At 61.4% G+C, this 19,114-nt stretch carries 18 protein-coding genes; 5 read left to right on the top strand and 13 right to left on the bottom strand.

The window, feature by feature from the left end:
* The first annotated feature begins 11 nt into the window (after positions 1-11).
* The gene (locus tag ACFQDI_RS08040) at positions 12-818 is read left to right on the top strand and encodes a hypothetical protein (RefSeq protein ID WP_377165249.1); all 807 of its coding nucleotides are present in this window, start codon (positions 12-14) and stop codon (positions 816-818) included.
* On the opposite strand, the gene ACFQDI_RS08035 is transcribed toward ACFQDI_RS08040, so the two are convergent.
* The 7 genes from ACFQDI_RS08035 to ACFQDI_RS08005 all read right to left on the bottom strand — a co-directional run bounded on the left by ACFQDI_RS08035 (position 740) and on the right by ACFQDI_RS08005 (position 9,476).
* On the bottom strand, positions 740-2,278 hold the full coding sequence (locus ACFQDI_RS08035; RefSeq protein ID WP_377165247.1) for a GTPase domain-containing protein: 1,539 nt from the start codon (positions 2,276-2,278) through the stop codon (positions 740-742). The genes ACFQDI_RS08040 and ACFQDI_RS08035 overlap by 79 nt on opposite strands.
* A gap of 5 nt (positions 2,279-2,283) precedes the next feature.
* Complete coding sequence (locus tag ACFQDI_RS08030) at positions 2,284-3,747, bottom strand: hypothetical protein (RefSeq protein ID WP_377165245.1); 1,464 nt, start codon at positions 3,745-3,747, stop codon at positions 2,284-2,286.
* Positions 3,748-3,818: 71 nt separating this feature from the next.
* A complete protein-coding gene (locus tag ACFQDI_RS08025) occupies positions 3,819-4,460 on the bottom strand; it encodes an ATP-binding cassette domain-containing protein (RefSeq protein ID WP_377165243.1) in 642 nt (213 codons plus the stop codon).
* Complete coding sequence (locus ACFQDI_RS08020) at positions 4,457-5,341, bottom strand: ABC transporter permease (protein WP_377165241.1); 885 nt, start codon at positions 5,339-5,341, stop codon at positions 4,457-4,459. Before ACFQDI_RS08020 ends, ACFQDI_RS08025 begins: the two co-directional genes overlap by 4 nt.
* A gap of 5 nt (positions 5,342-5,346) precedes the next feature.
* The gene (gene obgE, locus ACFQDI_RS08015) at positions 5,347-6,384 is read right to left on the bottom strand and encodes a GTPase ObgE (RefSeq protein WP_377165239.1); all 1,038 of its coding nucleotides are present in this window, start codon (positions 6,382-6,384) and stop codon (positions 5,347-5,349) included.
* A gap of 57 nt (positions 6,385-6,441) precedes the next feature.
* Complete coding sequence (locus ACFQDI_RS08010; protein WP_377165237.1) at positions 6,442-8,265, bottom strand: hypothetical protein; 1,824 nt, start codon at positions 8,263-8,265, stop codon at positions 6,442-6,444.
* A gap of 89 nt (positions 8,266-8,354) precedes the next feature.
* Positions 8,355-9,476 carry a citrate synthase gene (locus ACFQDI_RS08005; RefSeq protein WP_377165235.1) on the bottom strand — a complete coding sequence of 374 codons (1,122 nt, stop codon included), beginning with the start codon at positions 9,474-9,476 and terminating at the stop codon, positions 8,355-8,357.
* Positions 9,477-9,651: 175 nt separating this feature from the next.
* On the opposite strand from ACFQDI_RS08005, the gene ACFQDI_RS08000 reads away from it, so the two are divergent.
* Positions 9,652-10,134 (top strand): low molecular weight protein-tyrosine-phosphatase, encoded by a 483-nt coding sequence (locus ACFQDI_RS08000; RefSeq protein WP_377165233.1) that lies wholly within the window; start codon positions 9,652-9,654, stop codon positions 10,132-10,134.
* Here ACFQDI_RS08000 and ACFQDI_RS07995 read toward each other — a convergent pair.
* The 6 genes from ACFQDI_RS07995 to serS all read right to left on the bottom strand — a co-directional run bounded on the left by ACFQDI_RS07995 (position 10,120) and on the right by serS (position 16,794).
* Positions 10,120-11,721, bottom strand: a complete 1,602-nt coding sequence (locus ACFQDI_RS07995; protein WP_377165231.1) for an NAD(P)/FAD-dependent oxidoreductase — start codon at positions 11,719-11,721, stop codon at positions 10,120-10,122. The genes ACFQDI_RS08000 and ACFQDI_RS07995 overlap by 15 nt on opposite strands.
* Before the next feature lie 54 nt (positions 11,722-11,775).
* Positions 11,776-12,711, bottom strand: coding sequence for a hypothetical protein (locus ACFQDI_RS07990; RefSeq protein ID WP_377165229.1), 936 nt, complete (start codon positions 12,709-12,711; stop codon positions 11,776-11,778).
* Positions 12,712-12,803: 92 nt separating this feature from the next.
* The gene (locus ACFQDI_RS07985; RefSeq protein ID WP_377165227.1) at positions 12,804-13,964 is read right to left on the bottom strand and encodes an alpha/beta hydrolase fold domain-containing protein; all 1,161 of its coding nucleotides are present in this window, start codon (positions 13,962-13,964) and stop codon (positions 12,804-12,806) included.
* On the bottom strand, positions 13,961-14,521 hold the full coding sequence (locus ACFQDI_RS07980; RefSeq protein WP_377165225.1) for a MarR family winged helix-turn-helix transcriptional regulator: 561 nt from the start codon (positions 14,519-14,521) through the stop codon (positions 13,961-13,963). Before ACFQDI_RS07980 ends, ACFQDI_RS07985 begins: the two co-directional genes overlap by 4 nt.
* 57 nt (positions 14,522-14,578) lie before the next feature.
* The gene (locus tag ACFQDI_RS07975; RefSeq protein WP_377165223.1) at positions 14,579-15,517 is read right to left on the bottom strand and encodes a S1 family peptidase; all 939 of its coding nucleotides are present in this window, start codon (positions 15,515-15,517) and stop codon (positions 14,579-14,581) included.
* A gap of 5 nt (positions 15,518-15,522) precedes the next feature.
* Positions 15,523-16,794, bottom strand: a complete 1,272-nt coding sequence (serS, locus tag ACFQDI_RS07970; RefSeq protein WP_377165221.1) for a serine--tRNA ligase — start codon at positions 16,792-16,794, stop codon at positions 15,523-15,525.
* Between the two features lie 87 nt (positions 16,795-16,881).
* Here serS and ACFQDI_RS07965 point away from each other — a divergent pair, with 87 nt between their 5' ends.
* Genes ACFQDI_RS07965 through ACFQDI_RS07955 form a run of 3 tightly spaced genes read left to right on the top strand, consistent with a single transcriptional unit; the run spans position 16,882 to position 19,047 of the window.
* Positions 16,882-18,057 carry a cysteine desulfurase family protein gene (locus ACFQDI_RS07965; protein ID WP_377165219.1) on the top strand — a complete coding sequence of 392 codons (1,176 nt, stop codon included), beginning with the start codon at positions 16,882-16,884 and terminating at the stop codon, positions 18,055-18,057.
* A 17-nt stretch (positions 18,058-18,074) separates the two neighbouring features.
* Positions 18,075-18,533, top strand: a complete 459-nt coding sequence (locus ACFQDI_RS07960; RefSeq protein WP_377165216.1) for a hypothetical protein — start codon at positions 18,075-18,077, stop codon at positions 18,531-18,533.
* Positions 18,534-18,588: 55 nt separating this feature from the next.
* Complete coding sequence (locus tag ACFQDI_RS07955) at positions 18,589-19,047, top strand: acyl-CoA thioesterase (RefSeq protein WP_377165213.1); 459 nt, start codon at positions 18,589-18,591, stop codon at positions 19,045-19,047.
* Positions 19,048-19,114: the final 67 nt, after the last annotated feature.

Genomic DNA, 19,114 nt, shown 5'->3' with positions numbered 1-19,114 from the left:
CCACAATCCTTATGAACACCCAACATTGGATCAGCCACTTCGAAACCAACACGCGACTCAATCAAGAGCTGCAACTGCCGGACTGCACGTGTGACCTGCCCGAGCCCACTCGTGCGGCCCTGGCGCGCTCCCTTGCCATCTTTCAACTGGGCGAGAGCGGCGGCGGCACGCGTTTGCGCCGCTACACGCGCAGCATCGCTGCGCTCGAAAGCCTGCAAGGCTACCAGCGTGCCGTGGATCTCTTTGTGGCCGAGGAGCAAAGCCACGCCGCACTGCTGGCGCGCACGGTCACGCATCTGCGCGGCACTCTGCTGAAGAAGCAATGGACGAACTCCATCTTCCGCTGGCTGCGTGATCTGGTGAACCTGGAGTTCAACATTCAGGTGCTGCTTACCGCCGAGCTCATCGCCGAGGTTTATTTTGGCCTGCTTTCGCTGCGCTGCAGCGATCCTGTCGTGCAAACGGTCGCCAAAAAGCTCCTGCGCGATGAGATGGGACATCTCTCCTTCCAGCGTGACTTCCTGTTCGAGCGCCTCAAGACACTCACTCCTGCCATGCAGCGCCTCTGGCGCTGGCAGTTCCGGGCTATTCATTTCGCGACTGCCTGCGTCGTCTCCTGGGATCATCGCGACTGCCTGCAAAGTCTGAATGTATCAGCCGCTGACTTCCGCGCACGCGCCGTGCGCTGCTGGCAGAGCTTTCAATCCAGGCTGGAGAGACGTTTGAGTGAAGACGGAGCTCAAGCGCGCCAAGCGGCAGAATCGACGCCCGGATACAGCCGCTCCAGGAGCGCGACCATGCAGTCGCCGGTGATCTGACGGGACTGGCGTGACAGGGTGGCAGGCTGGGTGTCTTTTTGCACCCCCGCTTTCCACAGATGATCCAGCGCGTCCGCGTGAAGATCGGTCACTTCATCCACCACCTCACGCCAGTGCTGCGGCTGCTCGCTTTCCTTCCATTCTCCGCGGCCCCGGCCAAAATGGCAGATGGCAAGGTAGGTAAGGAAAGCCAGCTTGACCTGCTCACGAAAGTGCTCGCGTGACCAGCGCAGGCGCTGATCGCTGCCGCGAACGAGGTTGTAGCTGCGGATCAGGGCATAGGCACCGATGCCAGAGGCCAGACCACCGAGCAGAGCGCCGCCTCCGAAAGTCATGCCCCCGAGCTTGAGGTCGGCAATGAGCCCCCCCATGGCACCGCCGGCGAAACTGCCAAGCACGCCCCAGATGTTTTCAGACACGGCCTGGGGCAGGTGGAAATTTTCGCGGGCAATCGCGTTCATTTCATGACCCGCCTGTCCCTTGAGCCCATGGGCTTCAATAAGGTTGTTGGTCGTCTGCTCGGTGCGGTCAGCGAGCTGGGTGGCCAGTTTTTGACGCGCCTCATTGTATTCACGGTTGAGGTCATCCCGCTGCCAGCCCACGCGCTCCAGAAGGGTTTCCGAACGGACCTCCACGCCGTCAAACAGCGCAGCCGTGAGCTGCTCTGAAATCAGGCGCACCGAGGTCTGAAACACCTCCACATTTCGCCGAGCCCAGGCACGCTTGATCTGGAGGAAGGTCGGGATCTTGGAGCCCTGCATCAGGGGGGCCAGAGAATCCATGAGGATGTCCTCCTGCACCCAGCAGCGGGCAAAGGCGTCCAGAGTCAGGACTTCACGCACGATCTCAAACTGCTGCAGATGCACCCGCCAGGATTCCAGCTCCGCAGCCTCCAGGGATGAGCTGGCGGAGAGGCCGGTTTGATTCAGCAGGACAACCACGGGTTTTTCCACCCAGCCGAGAATCTCCATCTCGGGGGCAACATAGGCGGCGGCTTCGGGCGGTTCGGCGGCATTGATGAGATAGAGAACGACGTCTGCCTCATCGCGGACATTTTTCAGCGCCTGCTGGCTGCACCACAAGGGCCGGTCCGTAATGCGGTCCCAAGTCTGCGAGAGAAACCATAGGACGGGGCTGCGCTCGCGCTTGAGACGCTTCATCAGCCGGGCACTGTCTCCAAAGCCGGGCGTGTCCCAGAGCCGCAGCATGAAACCGCCAGATTCGAGCAGGGAGTGGGATTCGTTGAAGAGGGTGACGTGCGGTGCATCCCGGACCTCTCCGACATCACGACGGAGGAGCGTGCGCGCCAGCGTGGTCTTACCCGCATTGGTGTGCGAAATGAGGCTCAGCGTGACGATGTCCGAGGCATCGCGAACATTCATTTCCGCGGCCTGCCTGTCGGGAGGGCCGGAGGATTTGGTTCTGGAAAAAAGAGCGGGCACGAGAGACAGAAATTTCATGTACATTACGACACCGGAGACTTTGCGCGTGCGGATTCTTTGCGCACGGCCACAATGACTTCAGAGGCCAGTCCTTCGACCATCTGGGACCATAACTGCTCACGTCCGGCTATTTTTTCAGGCGACCAGCGGCCTGCCAGGCTGGTGCCGTCCAGTAGCACGATGAGCTCCGGCTCGGCGTGCCGCGTGAGGAGCCGCTGGCGCACGTCGGAGATGAGACGACGCTGTACTTCGGCCTCAGGGGTGGTGGCCATGCTGAAGAGCATCACCAGGCTGGCGCTGACAGGCTGCCAGGCAGCGGCAAATTCATCCTCCTCCCCCGCCGGGATGCGCACGTACTCTGCACGGGCCATGCCGCCAAAACGCTCCCGCACGCCACGATCCCACACCTCGCGATGCGAAACTGTAGGCTCGATGGCATGCACCAGCACCTGAATGCGCTCGCTGCCGCCTTCCACCGCACGCAGCAAAGACCGGAGGTAGCCGCCCCAGTTCAAGGCACGTGCCGGCTGCGAGACAACCCTGGAACAACGAGCCGCGCCCAGTGCTGCAAGCAGAAGACGCGGCAGCACGATGAGCACCAGCAGCGTGCCGGAGTAGAGGTGGATCCAGGCCAGGGCTGGCGCGGGTTTTTCCACCTTTCCCAACGTCCGATGCATGCCCGGTATCTGCTCTGAGGGCACGGGCACGCGGAGCACTTTGGAGGCCGGGGTGAACAGGGACTCAAAAAAAACCGCTGCCTCGGGCTCTCCGAGCAGCGTGCTTTCCCAGACTGCACGGTATTCGTGAGACCAGCCGCGGGCATAAAGGGCTGCGGCACCACCGAGGGCCAGCAAGGCCGCCGCAACGTGGAGCCACATGCGCAGCCGCATCTGCAAGCGCCGCCAAGCCAGAGGCCAGGCAAGTTCCTCATACCGGGAGCGCACAGCCTCAGCCACACCGCCGGCAGCCGCACCGCTGGACCTGGCCATGCGTGAAATGCCATGTGCGAGAAATTCCGCCACCCAGCCGCCACGGCCCGCCACAGCGGAGGCCGGCATGAATTCGCACAGCATGCCCAGAACAATGACCACCGCATTCCAAGCGAGCAGCCCCACCAGTGGCAGCGCCAGCAGATTGAACTCACCTGACTGCCCCAGATCGGCAAACCAGTAACCGATGACCAGTGCCAGAGCCCAGCCCGCCAGCGCCCAGGACCAACGCCCCTGCGGCACACAGAGCAGCTCCAGCACGCGGATCAATTCACCGCGCCAGCCAACGGCCTCCCGCTCCAGCCATTCGGCACGTTTGTCCAGAAAGGACTCCGAACGCTCCTCCAGCACATCTCCGGTGATGTCTTCAGAGGTCAGGCCTGCACGAGAATGAGCCGTGGCCTCACGCCGACGCTCCGCATTGACGAGAACGCCATCGGCATCGCTTTCTTCGAGTGCGCGCCATTTCAGGACGCGCTGCCAGTCTGTCCAATCCATGCAGGGGTGATTTTGGGGACACTAAACGCAGCTTTGGCCGGATTCCAATCTCACAGTGCAATTCGGGGCCTCTATTCCACCTCCAGCCGTCCTGCGACCATGCGCAGGTGCAGGGAGCCGAGCGCAGCGGCTTCGCTGCGGGAGTGGGTGACGTGCAAAACGGTGAGGGAATGCTGCTGCTGCACGTGCTGCAGGAGGGAGGCCGCCTCGGCGCGCATGCCTTCATCCAGTGCAGAGAGGGGCTCATCAAGCAGCAGAAGCCTGGGCTGGGCCGCCAGTGCACGCGCCAGGGCCACACGCTGCTTCTCCCCACCGGAAAGCATGTCTGGCTGACGATCCAGCAAAGGGGTGATGCCAAACTGCTCTGCAAGGCGACACACACGCTGGCTGATTTCGACCGGAGGCAAACCACGCAATTTGGGAGCAAAACCGATCTGCTCGCGAACACAGAGGCCCGGAAACAACGCCAGATCCTGCGGAACATACCCAATGCCACGCTCGCGAGGTTCCAAACGGGTCACGTCCACGCCGTCGAGCAGCACGCGGCCCGAAGCCGGTGCCCTGAGGCCACAGATGATTTCCAAGAGCGAGGTTTTACCGCAGCCGGTGGCGCCCATGAGCACGGCATAAGCGCCGGAAGGGATGTCCGCATTCACCTCCCGGAGGATGGTGCGGCCGGGAATGCTCCAGGAAATGTTTTCGAGCTGGATCATACTTTTTCCCCCGTGGCACGGACCGCCACCAACACCAGCACGGCCAGCAGCACCATGAACAAGCTGACCGCCACAGCCGCTTCGAGATTTCCCACGCTGAGCTCCAGCCAGACTGTCGTCGGCAGCACCTCTGTCTTCATGCGGGTGGCTCCGGCAAAGACGAGGATGGGCCCGAACTCCCCCAGGCTGCGCGCCCAGGCGATGCAAAACGCCGCCACCATGCCCCGCCGCGCCGCTGGCAGTGCGACATGCCAGAGCGACTGGAAACGTGTGCAGCCAAGGGTCAGGGCCACCTCCTCCGGCCTTGCGGAGAGATGCTGAAAGGTGCCGCGCATGGTGCGGATGGCGAAGGCTGCGGCCACGACGAACTGAGCGAGCACTACGCCAGCAATCTGGTAGGTAAACTGCATGATGCCTGGAATAGAAACCGGTGCGCGGAACTTCCATGCCCACAACTCCTTACCTTGGTCGTCCAAACTACGGAGGATGTAAATCCAATCGCCTTTGTTGACACCGTTCTCGACTATCTTACCGATTTGCGTCTGGAAAAAAATCAGCAAGCAGAGCCCAACAACCAGAGGGGGAAGGATGATGGGAATATCCAGCGCAGCGTCCAGCCATGCCTTGCCACGAAACTCCAGCCGTGACATCAGGTAGCCCACCGGCACAGCCAGCAGCAGTGCAAAAGCGGCCGCGAGCGTGCATGTGAGAAGACTCATCAGCGAGGCATGCCGTATCTCCGGCGACCGCAGCACGTGGAGCCAGGAGTCCGGTGTGCTGTACGTGGCGGTGGCGCCGAGCAACAGCGCCCAAAAGAACAGGTAACCCGCTGTGATCAACGCCAGAACCAGCCAGCAGAGATTGGAGCGGCTCAAACTCATGGAGATCACCACTCGACATCCTGCCCGATCTTCTCGTCGAGCCACTTGCGGAGCTTGTCGAGGCCTTCGCCGGTCTCGGCGGAAACGGGGTGGATTTTGATGCGTTTGAAGCGCTCCTTGAAGTTGGCCAGATTCTCCTGGCTCTCTGGGAGGTCGATCTTGTTGGCGATGATGCACCAGGGGCGTTTGGCCAGCTCTTTGGAGTAGAGGGAGACTTCCTTGCGCACGATTTCGAGATCAGAAACGGGATCGCGGCCCTCGGTGCCTGCGGTATCGACCACAAAAAGGAGCACACGGCAGCGCATGATGTGGCGCAGGAAATCATGACCCAGGCCGATGTTTTCATGCGCGCCTTCGATCAGACCGGGAATATCCGCCAGGCTGCCGCGGCGGTTGGGGCCGAACTCGATCACGCCGACCATGGGCTGCAGCGTGGTGAAGGGATAATTGGCGATCTTCGGCTTGGCGGCGCTGAGCTTGGAGAGCAGCGTGGACTTGCCCGCATTCGGGGCTCCGACGAATCCGGCATCCGCGATGCTGCGCATTTCGAAGTGAAAGTCCCCCTCTTCGCCGGGAGTGCCGGGGGTAAACTCACGCGGGGCCTGATGGGTCGAGGTCTTGAAGTGTACATTCCCCTTCCCTCCCTTGCCGCCTTTGCAGAGGACATAGGTGGAGTTTGTCTCTGTGAGGTCAGCCACCGGCTCATAGCGGGTGACGAGTTCGTTGGTTTCGTTGTCGTATTCCTGGATGACACGGCTGACGAGCGTGCCGGGGGGAACCTTGTAGATCACGTCCTTGCCGCTGCGGCCGGTGCACTGCGTGGCACCGCCCTTGGCACCGTCTTCGGCGATGAGGCGGTTGTTGAAGACGTAATTGCGCAGGCTGTCGGTGCTGGGATCCACCAGCAGGATGAGGCTGCCGCCGTTCCCGCCGTCTCCGCCGTCAGGGCCACCCTTGGGACGAAATTTTCCGCGATGGAAATGCGCGCTGCCATCACCGCCTTTACCGGCCCGTGCGTGAACTTTGATTTGATCTACAAACATGTGACGGAGCAGTTAACCGGGGATGGGCATGGGAGCAAGGCCTAGCTTTGAGCACTGCTACTGCGAAGCGGCCTCCTTGTCAGAGCCCGCAGGCCTGACCGGGGTGGGGTAAAAAAGCTGCATGGCACGGCGAATTTGCGGGCTCTTCTGGCTGGCAGCGTAGATGGCGTCAGTCACATTGCGATGTCTGGCAAACAGGTGATAGGCGCTGAGAGCCTCAAAACCGGCATTCAGCGAGCCTTCCATGGGCAGGTAGCTGCGGCCGTCCACATTGAGATTTTCGACCATGCCCCAAGGAGGGAAGTAACCGGCCTTTTCCATGCGCTCCAGCAAGGCATAGGTCTCCGAGGCCTGCGGATTGAGCGTGGCGGACATCAGTATGTAGTGGGGATGGATGAGCTTCTGGCCCGGGAGGTCAACGCCGCCCACGTAGTAGCCGTTGCCCGCCTGATTTTCGCCGGCGGAAAGACCGTAGATGCCGTGGCGTGCGGCGTCTGACTGGGGCCAGCGCTTGGGGATGTAGGCACGCTGGGCGCCGAGCATGGCGCGACGCACGCTGAGCCAGCGCACACCGTCGTGGAGGTCTGGCATGTCGCTGTCGAAATCGGGAAAAAACAAGCTTTGGAGCTCGGTGATGAAGCCGGTGCCCTGCCATGCCTTGCCCGGAGTGCGCATCGGAGGAGGACGGTGTGCGGGATTGGCGATGCCTTCCAAGAGCATCACCAGGGTTGTTTCCCCGCCCCAGTCCTGCCAGCCATGCGGGAGGAGGGAGACACCGTCTTCGGCAAGGCCATGGGAAAGATGACCGTCGGGCAAATGCAGCAGGTCGAAATCGATCTCCTTGATCTGCAGGATCAGGTCTTCCGCAACTGCCGGAACATCCAGCATGAGGGCTGCAAGCAGCATGGACTGTGCGTAGATCGCCGTGTCCACGGTGCTGAACTCGGTGCCCGGATGGATGGAGTAGGCGTTTTCATGACCGTGACGGTGGACAAAATGGGGCAGCAGGCCACGCCCGGTCCTGAGCTTTTTCATGGCCTCATGGGTGCGGGTGAGCACCCAGCGCGCGTAATCCGGCGTCACGATGCCGAGCGGCTCCTGAGCCGCGGCCGCCGAGGCGAGCACATACATGCCGGTGGCGGAGACGGATTCAAAAGCGCCCTCCTCAATGTGAGCACGGTCACGCACAAAGCCTGTGCCAATGGAGTAACAGCGCGCGATCTTCGCATACGAGGCGAGGAAGGCATAAATGTCCCAGGGCATCTGGGGCAGCTCAACGCCGAGAAAGAGGCCTGAGACTTTGACCTCTGCACCGGGCTCGGCCGTCCACACGATGGTTTTTCCATCGCGCACGGACTCAGGAGCCACCGGATACACAAACATGCGGTATTGCGGCTCATTGAGCTCGATCATCTGCGTCCAGCGCGTTTCATCGGTGGGGGACTTGATCTCCAGCTTGATCTTGCCCTGCCCTGCGGCCCGAAGCATCACCGCCGTGACCCGGGGCTGGAACTTGGTGGTTATCTGCTCGGGGTAGGCATGTGTAAAATCCATCACCCGGGCCGGATTACGCGCCTGCCCGGCCAGACTGTGCCACATGCCGGCCCAGGCATCGGGCTCCTGGCTGAGGTGCACCACGATTTCGTCCGTGAGCCATTCGATCTCGTGCTCGGCAGGCCCGTGGAAGCCGAAGTCTGTGCCGATGTGGGTGTAAGCGGTGAACGAGTTCAGCCGCTTGGTTCCGGCGAGGACTTGCTGCCGCTCATCACGATGAATGAAATACTCCTGCACCGGCTGCCACACAAGACGCGTGGCTGGCTGGGCCATCAGCTGCGTGCATAGCGTCACAGCGACGGCCCCGATGGTTGGGAGAAGACGCATAAAAGTGCCAAGCATAGTGGCAAACCGTGAGATTTGCCACCTTTGCAGCATGCAAAATTCGTCCTTTCAGCCCGTACCGGCGGCCTCAATCAGCGCTCGTCGATCGGCACGACCTTCTGGCCATAAGGCTTGCCGACGTATTCGCTGAGCGGGCGGAAGAGGCGGTTTTCGCTCCACTGCTCCAGCACGTGGGCGGTCCAGCCGCTCATGCGGGCGATGGCGAAGATCGGGGTGAAAAGATCGGTCGGGATGCCCAGGCTGTAGTAAACCGTGGCGCTGTAGAAATCGACGTTGGCGTTGAGGTTTTTCTGCTCGCGCATGATCTGGGCGATGCGCTCAGACATCTGGATCCATTTGGACTCGCCCAGCTGGCTGGTGAGCTGGATGGCCATCTCACGAAGATGCGGGGCGCGGGGATCGAGGACCTTGTAAACACGGTGGCCGATGCCCATGATTTTCTTCTTCTGGGCCAGGGCGTCTGCGACCCAGGCGTCCACCTTGTCGGGGCTGCCGATCTCTTCCAGCATGTGGATGACGCCTTCATTGGCACCGCCGTGCAGGGGACCTTTGAGCGCGCCGATAGCGGCGCTGATGGCGGAGAACATGTCGCTGAGGGTGGAGGCTACCACACGGGCCGTGAAGGTGGAGGCATTGAAGCCGTGCTCGGCATGCAGGATGTAGGCGATGTCGAGGGTCTTTTCAGCCTCCTTGCTGGGCACTTCGCCGTTCATCAAATACAGGAAGTGGGCAGCTTCGCTGAGGTCCTTGCGCACGGGGGGCAGTTCCAGCCCCTGGCGTGCACGGTGGAAGTAGGCGGCGATGACACCGATCTGCGAGGTGAGACGGATGGCGTTTGCCAGGTTTTCACTGACCTCGATGTCATGGCGCTTCAAATCGTAGCAGCCGAGCATGGAAACTGCCGTGCGCATGATGTCGATGGGCTTGGCCGTCTTTGGCGCAGACTTGAGGAAATCAATGACCCCCTGGGGAAGCTCACGCTCAGCACGCAGCGCGGTGGTCAGCTTTTCCAGTTCCGCGCGGTTGGGGAGCTTGTTGTAGTAGAGCAGATGGACGACTTCCTCGTAGCTGACTTTGACGAGTTCGTTGATGTCATAGCCGCAGTAAAAAAGCACGCCTTCGGCGCCTTTGACTTCCCCGAGACGGGTTTCAGCAGCTACGATTCCTTCGAGACCTTTGGATACTACAGACATGGATGAGGGCGTGGGGTTAAGGTTTTAATAAATAGCAGATAGCGTGCTCAAACTACGCCTCAACCAAAGAGTCATTCTCAAGAAAAGAAATCTTCCTGGGGGGATGCCGGGCATCCCTTGCAGACAGGGGGTGTTTTTTGTTTGTGCGAAGGCCGGTGCTGGCCTAGCTCCAGCAATGGCCGCCCCCTTTCGCCTGCTTTTCGTCTGCCTGGGAAACATCTGCCGCTCCCCTGCGGCAGAAGGTGTCATGCGGGCGCTGGTCGAAACTAAAGGATTTGCTGACCGTGTTTTGATCCGCTCGGCAGGCACGCAGGGCTGGCATGCGGGCAAACTGCCCGACCAAAGGATGCGCACTGCAGCACAAAATCGGGGCTATGATCTCAGCAGCCGCGCCCGGCAGGTCACCGAAGCCGATTTGCGAGAGTATGACCTTGTGCTTGTCATGGACCGGCAAAATCTGAAGGACGTCCGGGCTTATGACCGGGACTCCCAGTTCGATTCAAAGATTCGTTTGTTTTGTGAATTCTGCACGGACCACCAGGAAAGCGAGGTGCCGGACCCCTACTACGGCGGAGAGCAGGGATTTGAGCTGGTGCTGGATCTTCTGGAGGACGGGTGCCGCGGGGTGCTGGAGCACATTCGCTCAGCCCTGGCGTAAAATCGCCTCGGCCACGCGCATGCCGTCAGCAGCAGCGGAAATGATGCCGCCTGCATAGCCCGCCCCTTCTCCGGCAGGATAAAAATGCCTCACCCCGGTGCACTCCAGGGTCTGAGGATCACGCGGAATGCGCACTGGCGAGGAGCTGCGTGTCTCGACCCCGGTGAGCACCGCATCCTCAAGGTCAAAGCCAGGGAGGTTTTTTTCGATGCGGGGGATGGCCTCCTGAAGGGTCTCGACCGTGTATTCGGGCAGCACTTCGCACAGATTTGACCAGACGACCCCAGGCTCGTAGGAGGGCAGCACCTTGCCGGGCCCGGTCGAGGCACGACCTGCGAGGAAATCACCGAGCAGCTGCGCCGGGGCGTGATAGTTGCCCCCGCCGAGCACGAAGGCCCGGCGCTCAAGATTGCGCTGAAACTCGATGCCGCTCAGAACATCCCCCGCCGGCATGTCCTCGGGCCGCACATCCACCATGAAGCCGCTGTTGGCATTCGATTCTGCACGCGCGTAGCTGCTCATGCCGTTGGTCACCACCATGCCCGGCTCTGAAGTGGCCGCCACGACGAGCCCGCCGGGACACATGCAGAAGCTGTAGGCCGCACGCCCGGTGCCGCAGTGGGCGACGAACTTGTAGGGTGCTGAGCCAAGCCGTGCATGACCGGCCCATTTGCCGTAGAGGCTGCGGTCGATCAATTTTTGCGGGTGCTCAATGCGCACCCCGATGGAAAAGGGCTTGGCCTCAAACGGCACGCCATGCCGGTGCAGCATGGAAAAGGTGTCCCGCGAGCTGTGGCCGATGCCAAAGATGAAGCATGAGCCTTCGATAGTCTCTCCGCCTGCCAGGGTCACCGCCCGCATGACACCGTTTTCGATCACCACATCGGCCACGCGGGCGCTGAAACGCACCTCGCCGCCGAGGGCGATGATTTCTTCACGCACATGGCGCACCACCTTGATGAGACGGTCCGTACCGATGTGGGGTCTGCTTTTGATCAAAATATCCTCCGGGGCTCCGGCGGCCACCATTTCACGCAGCAGCCAGGGAATGCGGTGCTCACGGTCCCGGATCTGAGTATAGAGCTTGCCATCCGAGAAAGTGCCGGCACCGCCTTCGCCAAACTGCACGTTTGATTCCGCATTGAAATCCCAGCCGCGCCGCCAGAAGCCGGTCACATCGCGTGCACGATCTCCGGCCGCCTTGCCACGCTCCAGAAGAATGGGCTTCAGCCCGGCACGGGCCAGCAGCAGGCCGCAAAACAGGCCGCAAGGCCCGGTGCCAACGATCACCGGACGTGCAGAGTCCGGACGCGCCGCGCTTTGTGCGACTTGCTGATAGACCTCCTCCGGAGCGGGGCCGATACGGGGATTTTTGCCGATGCGCCTGAGCACGCGAGCCTCGTCCTTCACTTCGACAAGAAGGGTGAAGCTGAACTCGACATGGCCGCGCCGTGCGTCGATGGCCCGCTGCTTGACCTTGAGACTGATCACGTCTTCGTCACGTACGGCCAGCTGTTTCACCACGGCACGACGCAGATCGTCATCCTGGTGATCGACGGGAAGGAGAACCTGAGAGAGCTGCAGCATGCGGGCGGGATTTTGGCGACTGAGCCAATAGCCCACGCCAAAGCCATATCAACCCTACTTCGCGTTTGCCGCTTTCTCCTGAGGCGGAGCGTACCAGCCAAAAACCTTGTCTCCGTTAAACAGTTTGTGATGCTCGGGGGTCATGCCGCCGTAATCGGCGATGACGCCTTCACGCTCCACGGTGCCGACGCGGAGATTGGCATACACGTCCCCTTCGTCGTAGAGAACGTGGAGCGGGTCGCGGGAGCGCAGCTGCACGCCCTGCACGGGCTTGACGACGGTAAACCTCCAGGTGGTGTCGATGTGCTGAATGGAGCCGAGCTCCTGGTAGGTGAGCGCTTTCGGCACATTTTTGAGGTCATACTGGGCCACATTGTGCGCGCGCCAGGGGTCGTAGGCGAGGCTGGCAGGATTGGCGTAGTCGCCAGTCCAGAGCCGCTGATAGGGAGTGGGGTCTGGCTGTGCAGCCCGAATGGCGGCGGGAGATTGTGTGACTGGGAAGCTGTGGCGGACGGGCAACGGATCCACCCGCTCAACGATTTTCCCGACGAGGGCAAACACATCGCTCACCCGGCCATACTTGAAAAACTGGTATGAGTCGATCAGCTCCGAATCGGAGACGCGTGTCTTTTTGACGGTCAAGCGATGCTCGCTGGCATTCGAAAACAGATTGAAGCTGAGCAGGTAGTCGATGTCCTTTCCGAGTGCGGGCCCTTTGTCTGGCGCAGCCTTGGGCAATGCCAGCGTCTGGGTGCCTGTGGTGGTTTCCTGAGTGGTCAGGTTAAAGACACGCATCTGACCGCGGCGCAGCAGGTGGGTGCTGAGGCTGTCTGCCAGCGCCCGGCCCAGATCAGGGCGCCGGGTGCCATCCACCGTCACATCCTCAGCATAGATGGCGACCTTGGGCCGCTCCGCGCTTTTGATGCTCCAGTCTCCTTCCGCACGGATTTTTGAGGAGATGCCCGAGGCTAGGGTTAGAAGAGCAGCCAAGGCGAAAGTGATGCGATGCTGGTGCATGTCCTGTTGGAGTTCAGGAGATGTTAATGGTTCAAAAATCGCTTGGGAAGCGAAATTTCGCCCCCTCATGGGCGTGGACCGGGACGGTTCAAAAAGGCCTCATGCTCTGTTTTTTCCAGCAGGCCGTCGTTATTTAGGTCAAGCGCCTTAAAGAGCTGAGGCGGACCGCTGAACTCCTCTTTGCTGACCTTGCCGTCCCTGTCCTTGTCGTCGCGGCCAGTGATGACCTCCCAGGGAATGCCACGCCGACCGCCGGTTGGAGGCGTGCCTTTGCGCGGATCACGCTGCATCATCGCCGCATCCGCAGTGCTTTCGGTGGTCAGGGCTTCAACCTTTGCCGAATTGTTTTTCAGACGCTCGGCGAAGAACTGACTGACCATGTCGTCGATGTTTTTGCCGGCAAAACCCGGTCCGCCGTGTCCGGCACCGTGGATCGTGTGAAAATGCACGCTGACCTCCGACTGCTTGAGCGCATCAAACAAGAGCTGGCTCTGATTGATCGGCACGGTGGGGTCCTTGTCGCCATGCACGATGAGGAAAGGAGGATCATCCCTGGTGGCATAGGTGATCGGATTGACGCGGGCGGCCTTGTCTTTGTTTTGCATCACAGCCCCGCCGATGAGTTTCGCCTCGGGTGAAGCATCCGTGGCATGACTCTCATATCCCGGTGTGGTGACGAAGACGGTGAAGTCCGTCGGCCCGTAGTAGTCGCACACCGCCTGCACGCGGCTTGACTGGTCGAGATTTGCCCCGACGTCGAGCTCCTTCACATCTCCGCTGGTGCCGATCAGCGCCACCAGATGCCCGCCAGCCGAGCTGCCCCAGACGCCGAAGCGCTCAGGATTGAGCGAATACTCCTTGGCATGCGCCCGCAGCCAGCGGATGGCGGCCTTGCAGTCCTCGATCTGCGCGGGGAAAACGGCATGACCGCTGAGACGGTAGTTGATGCTGGCCACCGCATAACCCTGCGCGACATAACCGGCACGCAGGGGTGGGCAGCCCTCCTTGCTGCCATTCTGCCAGCCGCCTCCATGGACCCAGATGATAAGAGGCAGTGGGCCTTCGGCTTTCTCCGGCAGATAGAGGTCCAGCTTGTGCCGCTCATGACCGCCTTCGACATAGGTGAGATCATGGATCTCTCTGACTCCGGCGGGAAGTCGCGGCTGCTGTGCCCGGAGGAGGGAGCAGGAGGCCGCCATCAGAAGGATGCAGGCGATGTGTTTCATGAATGAGTGCGGCGGTGGTTGGGATGGCCCGTCAAAAACGAATGCTGAAGGGCGTCATCCTGCTGCAGAGCGGTGATGATGCGGAGCAGGATTCCTGAGACCTGCACTGCCTCGTCAGGCGCCAATCCGTGCTCCACCGCAGCGAGCACACGATGATGGAGCTCGCGGACACGGGGCTCGATTTCAAGGCCCAGCGCCGTGAGGCGCACCCGCACTGCACGACCATCCTGCGGACAAGGGCTCATGGTGACCAGACCTGATTTTTTCAGACGGCCCAGCAGAGAATTCAGCGCTGATGCCGAACGCTGGGTGCGGGCTGCGAGCTCCTTGATAATGCAGCCATCCTGCTCATAGAGCGCAAAGAGAACCGGAGCCATGCCAGGCTGCAGCAACCCGTCCAGCCGGAGCTCCCTGAGCATGCGCTCCACCAGGGCCTGGAAGTGGATGTTTGTCCGTGTGATCAGCGCCGGCAGGTCATCAAGTGGAGAGGCACAGCCGACAGTGGCGCTCTTTACTGGGCGGAAAGAGGATAGAATGTGATGTGGGCTGCCGACCATGATGCTTTAGGGGTGAAGCATCGAACCCACGCAGCGCGCCGAAGTTGCGGAAAATGATCAGGGCTTTTTCACAAGCGCCAGGATTTCCACGGCACCAATGGCCTGATGAAACACGATCTGGGTGCCCAACTGCTGGCTGACTGTGGCCTCATTTTTTCTTTTCCGCGCAGGCAGGGACTCTTCGAGAACGGTCTGGATTTCGGAGACATGCCCCACGGCATTGCCAAACTGGTCAACAAGCGCCGAGCCGCTGGATCCTGGCGCCCAGTCGGTGGTTGTCTCCAGCCAGACCGGCTTGGGAAGCTCTGTGCCTTCCGGCAGTTTGCCTGCTTCTTTTTTGGTCATGAAGGGGCGCTTCACGAAGCGGCTCACAATGCCCTCGCTGAAATAGCCGCGTTTGCCTCCTGGGTCGCTGAAACACCACACGGCATCCCCCGGACTCACGTCCAGGCTGAGAGGCAGCGGTGTGAGCGGCCGGTCTGACTTCACCCGAAGGATGGCGCAGTCAGTCGCGGCGTTGCATGCAAGAACCTCGATGACAGGCAATATCACATCATCTTCCGTAGCAGCAACAAGCCAGCCTTCCTTCATGCTGGGAGGCGGGGCAATCACATGAGCGCAAGTGGCCACCGTGCCGTCTGCCGTCAGGGCATAGCCGCCTGACAGATCGAGATGCCACTTGTCACACTTGGAGCACAAATAGAGCTGCCCCACACGAAGGTGTGCCATGCGCGCCCGCTGCCAGCGCTCGCGTGGCGAGAGGGGCTTGGAATCAGCAGCAGGCAGGGCGATGACACACTGGGTGCGCTGCGCCTGCTCGAGAGCTTTGGTCATCGACAGCAGCTCCGAAGCAGCCTGCAGCTTTTTCGCCTGGTCTGTGAGAACGGCATTCGGCCGTGCGCCCCGGCCTTCCGAATACACCGGCACGCCTGGCGCCTGCGCGCAGGCCATGCGGGCGGAGACCAGCAAAATCAGCAGAGCGCAGGCGTGTTTCATAGGCCTCAGCCGATTTTTTCGGAGCCAAAGTGGCCGCGCAGGGCCTCTGGAATGCGGATAGTTCCGTCAGCCTGCTGGTAGGTTTCGACGAGGGCGACAAACAGACGCGCCAGTGCCGTGCCGGAGCCATTGAGCGTGTGGGGGACGCGGTTTTTGCCGTTTTCATCCTTGTAGCGCAGGTTCATGCGACGGGCCTGATAGTCGCCGAAGTTTGAGCAGCTGGAGACTTCGAGGTAGGTGCCCTGCCCCGGAGCCCAGACTTCGATGTCGTAGGTTTTGGCTGAACCAAAGCCGATGTCACCGGTGCAGAGCTCGATCACGCGATAGTGCAGGCCGAGAAGCTGAAGCACTTTTTCAGCATTGGCGGTGAGGCTTTCCAGCTCCGCCATGCTGGTTTCTGGCGTGGTGATCTTAACGAGTTCGACCTTGTCGAACTGGTGCATGCGAATGAGCCCGCGGGTGCCGAGGCCTGCGCTGCCAGCCTCGCGCCGGAAGCAGGGCGTGTAGGCTGCGTAATTTACGGGAAGTTTTTCGAGCGGCAGGATTTCATCGCGGTGGAGATTCGTCACCGGCACCTCTGCGGTAGGGATGAGATAGAGATCATCCGTGGCGCTGTGATAGACCTGGTCTCCAAATTTTGGGAGCTGTCCGGTGCCAACAAGGCACTCCGATTTCACAAGTAGCGGCGGGCTGATTTCCTCGTAGCCGTGTTGTGTGGTGTGAAGGTCGAGCAGGAAGCTGATGAGGGCGCGCTCCAGACGAGCGCCTGCACCACGGTAAACCACAAAAGCGCTGCCGGAGATTTTGGCACCGGCTTCGAAGTCGAGCATGCCGAGAGCCGCTCCGAGAGCCGTATGATCCTTCGGCTGAAAATCAAAGGCTGGCTTTGTGCCCCAGACACGCACCTCAGGATTTTCCTCCGCGCTGCCGCCCACGGGACAGGCTTCATGCGGGAGATTGGGAATGCTGAGAAGGATGTCGCGCTGGCGGATGTCTGCCGCATCGGCTTCGCGGCCGATTTCCTCGATGCGGCTGCCGATGCCACGCACCTCAGCTTCGATAGAGGTGGTGTCCTCACCTTTCTTCTTGGCGATGCCGATCTCCTTGCTGATGCGGTTGCGGTCACTTTGGAGTTTCTGGCGCTCGGTTTCAGCGGCACGGCGCTGAGTGTCGATGCTGATGACTTCATCCACCAATGAGGCGAAGTCGCCGCTGCGATTGGCGAGGCGCTGTTTGACCTGGTCTGGATTGTCACGGATAAGGCGGATGTCGAGCATAGGGGGAGGGAGGTTAGCGGGAGGAAGCGGCTTGTCGAGTGCAGGAAGGGGGATTGACAGCGGGAATCGCAGTCCGACCTTCCGGCTGTGATCTACCTCGACGCCAACGCCACCACGCCGGTCGATCCAGCAGTGCTGGAGGCGATGCTGCCGTTTCTGCGCGAGCACTACGCCAACCCTTCCGCGAGCTACGCCGGCGGGCGCAGGGTGCGACGGGCGCTCGAGGGAGCTCGCGCCCAGGTGGCAGCGCTGCTGGGCGCCAGCACGGGCGAGATCATCTTTACCAGCGGGGCCACAGAGTCCATCAACACCGTGCACGCCTCTGTGCGCGCACTGTGGCCTGAAAAGCCTGAAATCGTGATCTCAGGCACGGAGCATGCAGCCGTGCTCGAGTCCACCCGGCGCTGGCAGGCAGACGGGGGAAAAGTCGTAACCGTGCCCGTGCACCCGGATGGCAGGGTAGATCTAGATGCGCTGCGCACGCTCTTGCGGCCAGGGATCACGGCGCTGGTCTCCATCATGTGGGCGAACAATGAAACCGGTGTCGTCGCCCCGATGAATGAGATTGTTTCGCTGGCGCATGCCGCCGGCGCCCTGGTGCATACGGATGCGGTGCAGGCGGCGGGCAAAATCCATCTCGATGTGCAGACGACGCCGGTCGATTTCCTGAGCCTGAGCGGGCACAAGATGCATGCCCCCAAAGGAATCGGCGCCCTGTATGCCAGCCAGCGCGTACGCTTTGAACCGCTGCTGATGGGCGGGGGCCAGGAAAATGAGCGCCGGGGCGGCACCGAAAACGTGCCAGGCATCGTCGCGCTCGGAATGGCGGCCGAGCTGGCACGCCTGCACCTGGAGGATGGCACCAAAGGCCGGCTGAAGACTCTGCGAGACCGTTTTGAGCACCTGATCCATGCAGCGCTGCCTGAAACACGCATCCACGGCTGCCTGACGCACCGGCTGCACACTACCAGCTCGCTCTGCCTGCCCGGGCTGGATGCGGCCGGGATGCTCATTCTGCTGGATCAGGCGGGCATCGCCTGCTCTGCCGGCTCCGCGTGCCACACCGGAGCGCTGCATGCCTCGCATGTGCTTGAGGCCATGGGGGTGAGCGCCCGCGATGCAGCCTGCACGCTGCGCGTTTCCTTCAGCCGATTTAACACCAAGGCCGATGCTGAAGAAGCCGCGCATGTGGTGATCGAGTCCGCGCATAAAATGCGGGAGGCCCAGGGGTGCGAGCCTGCTGTCATCTCCCACACAACCTAACCCGAAGAGACATGGTCATGAAATCACGCTCCCTGCTGCTATGGCTGCTGCCAGTGGTGCTCCTCTCAGGCTGCACTGCGGGCGGGCTGAGCCGCGCCTTCTCCGGACAATCCCTCACACTGAGCTATGATGACTTCGGTCCTGAACGCATGGCGGCTCCGTTTCTGGGGCCACGTGGCGCCCGCACCGTCATCATCGCGCATTATGGATTTAAGGACTTAACCCCTTCGGGGCCGGAGGACGTGCGCTATGTGAATGTGCTGCAGAGCCTGAACTTTTTGCGGCAGGAGGTGGGCAAGCTGCCGCCTACAGCTGCCAATGAGCCCCTGCGCCAGCGCCTCCGCGCCACCTATGCCCGGCTCTACCCGCTGCAGAAAAGGCGCTACAACAATGCGCTCAGCGGCTCCTTTATCCAGCCCTTTGGCGGCATGGACCGCAGACTCATGCTCCCTGCCCTGCCGCCGCCGGAGATTTGAGGCCCGTGGATGAGTGTTTGAGAATCGTGCGTTCAGCGGTTAAGCATGCCGCCTCATGGCCCACCGTTTCACCTGCATCGAGCGCGTCCAGTTCTCCGACACCGACATGGCCGGCATCGTCCATTTCTCGAATTTCTTCCGCTACATGGAGAGGGTGGAGCATGCCTTCTTCCGCAGCCTGGGCTTCTCCATTGTGGACAAACCGGCGGAAGGTGAGGAGCGCGTCGGCTGGCCGCGCGTACACGCCTCCTGCGACTACATGTCTCCGCTGCGTGTGGAGGAGGAGTTTGAATGTGAGCTGCTGGTGGAGGAAGTGCGCAGCAAGGTCATCCGTCATTTCATCCGTTTCTGGAAGCTGGACGGCACCCTGGCCGCCGAAGGCCGCATCACCGCCGCCTGTGTGCGCAAGGACAAAGCCACCGGCCAGATGAAGGCCGTGGTGATCCCGCAGCGCTTCCGCGACAAGATCGAGGCAGCCCCGCCGGAGCTGCTGCAGAGGCGGGACAAAAAGTGAACAAAGCCGTTGTGACAGGCGTTTTCTCAAGGCAAGTCATTGCTTTCCCCACCCCACCTCCGTGAAC

The sequence above is a fragment of the Prosthecobacter fluviatilis genome (genome assembly GCF_042655725.1).
Taxonomy (GTDB): Bacteria; Verrucomicrobiota; Verrucomicrobiia; order Verrucomicrobiales; family Verrucomicrobiaceae; genus Prosthecobacter; species Prosthecobacter fluviatilis.
The sequence above is the reverse complement of the archived record's forward strand: the minus strand, read 5'-3'. Positions and strand labels throughout refer to the sequence as shown.

What these genes read in the sequence shown, in the direction of transcription:
- ACFQDI_RS08040 (WP_377165249.1), top strand. Translation starts at nt 12, where the DNA reads ATGAACACCCAACATTGGATCAGCCACTTCGAAACCAACACGCGACTC.
- ACFQDI_RS08035 (WP_377165247.1), bottom strand. Translation starts at nt 2,278, where the DNA reads ATGAAATTTCTGTCTCTCGTGCCCGCTCTTTTTTCCAGAACCAAATCC.
- ACFQDI_RS08030 (WP_377165245.1), bottom strand. Translation starts at nt 3,747, where the DNA reads ATGGATTGGACAGACTGGCAGCGCGTCCTGAAATGGCGCGCACTCGAA.
- ACFQDI_RS08025 (WP_377165243.1), bottom strand. Translation starts at nt 4,460, where the DNA reads ATGATCCAGCTCGAAAACATTTCCTGGAGCATTCCCGGCCGCACCATC.
- ACFQDI_RS08020 (WP_377165241.1), bottom strand. Translation starts at nt 5,341, where the DNA reads ATGAGTTTGAGCCGCTCCAATCTCTGCTGGCTGGTTCTGGCGTTGATC.
- obgE (WP_377165239.1), bottom strand. Translation starts at nt 6,384, where the DNA reads ATGTTTGTAGATCAAATCAAAGTTCACGCACGGGCCGGTAAAGGCGGT.
- ACFQDI_RS08010 (WP_377165237.1), bottom strand. Translation starts at nt 8,265, where the DNA reads ATGCGTCTTCTCCCAACCATCGGGGCCGTCGCTGTGACGCTATGCACG.
- ACFQDI_RS08005 (WP_377165235.1), bottom strand. Translation starts at nt 9,476, where the DNA reads ATGTCTGTAGTATCCAAAGGTCTCGAAGGAATCGTAGCTGCTGAAACC.
- ACFQDI_RS08000 (WP_377165233.1), top strand. Translation starts at nt 9,652, where the DNA reads ATGGCCGCCCCCTTTCGCCTGCTTTTCGTCTGCCTGGGAAACATCTGC.
- ACFQDI_RS07995 (WP_377165231.1), bottom strand. Translation starts at nt 11,721, where the DNA reads ATGCTGCAGCTCTCTCAGGTTCTCCTTCCCGTCGATCACCAGGATGAC.
- ACFQDI_RS07985 (WP_377165227.1), bottom strand. Translation starts at nt 13,964, where the DNA reads ATGAAACACATCGCCTGCATCCTTCTGATGGCGGCCTCCTGCTCCCTC.
- ACFQDI_RS07980 (WP_377165225.1), bottom strand. Translation starts at nt 14,521, where the DNA reads ATGGTCGGCAGCCCACATCACATTCTATCCTCTTTCCGCCCAGTAAAG.
- ACFQDI_RS07975 (WP_377165223.1), bottom strand. Translation starts at nt 15,517, where the DNA reads ATGAAACACGCCTGCGCTCTGCTGATTTTGCTGGTCTCCGCCCGCATG.
- serS (WP_377165221.1), bottom strand. Translation starts at nt 16,794, where the DNA reads ATGCTCGACATCCGCCTTATCCGTGACAATCCAGACCAGGTCAAACAG.
- ACFQDI_RS07960 (WP_377165216.1), top strand. Translation starts at nt 18,075, where the DNA reads ATGAAATCACGCTCCCTGCTGCTATGGCTGCTGCCAGTGGTGCTCCTC.
- ACFQDI_RS07955 (WP_377165213.1), top strand. Translation starts at nt 18,589, where the DNA reads ATGGCCCACCGTTTCACCTGCATCGAGCGCGTCCAGTTCTCCGACACC.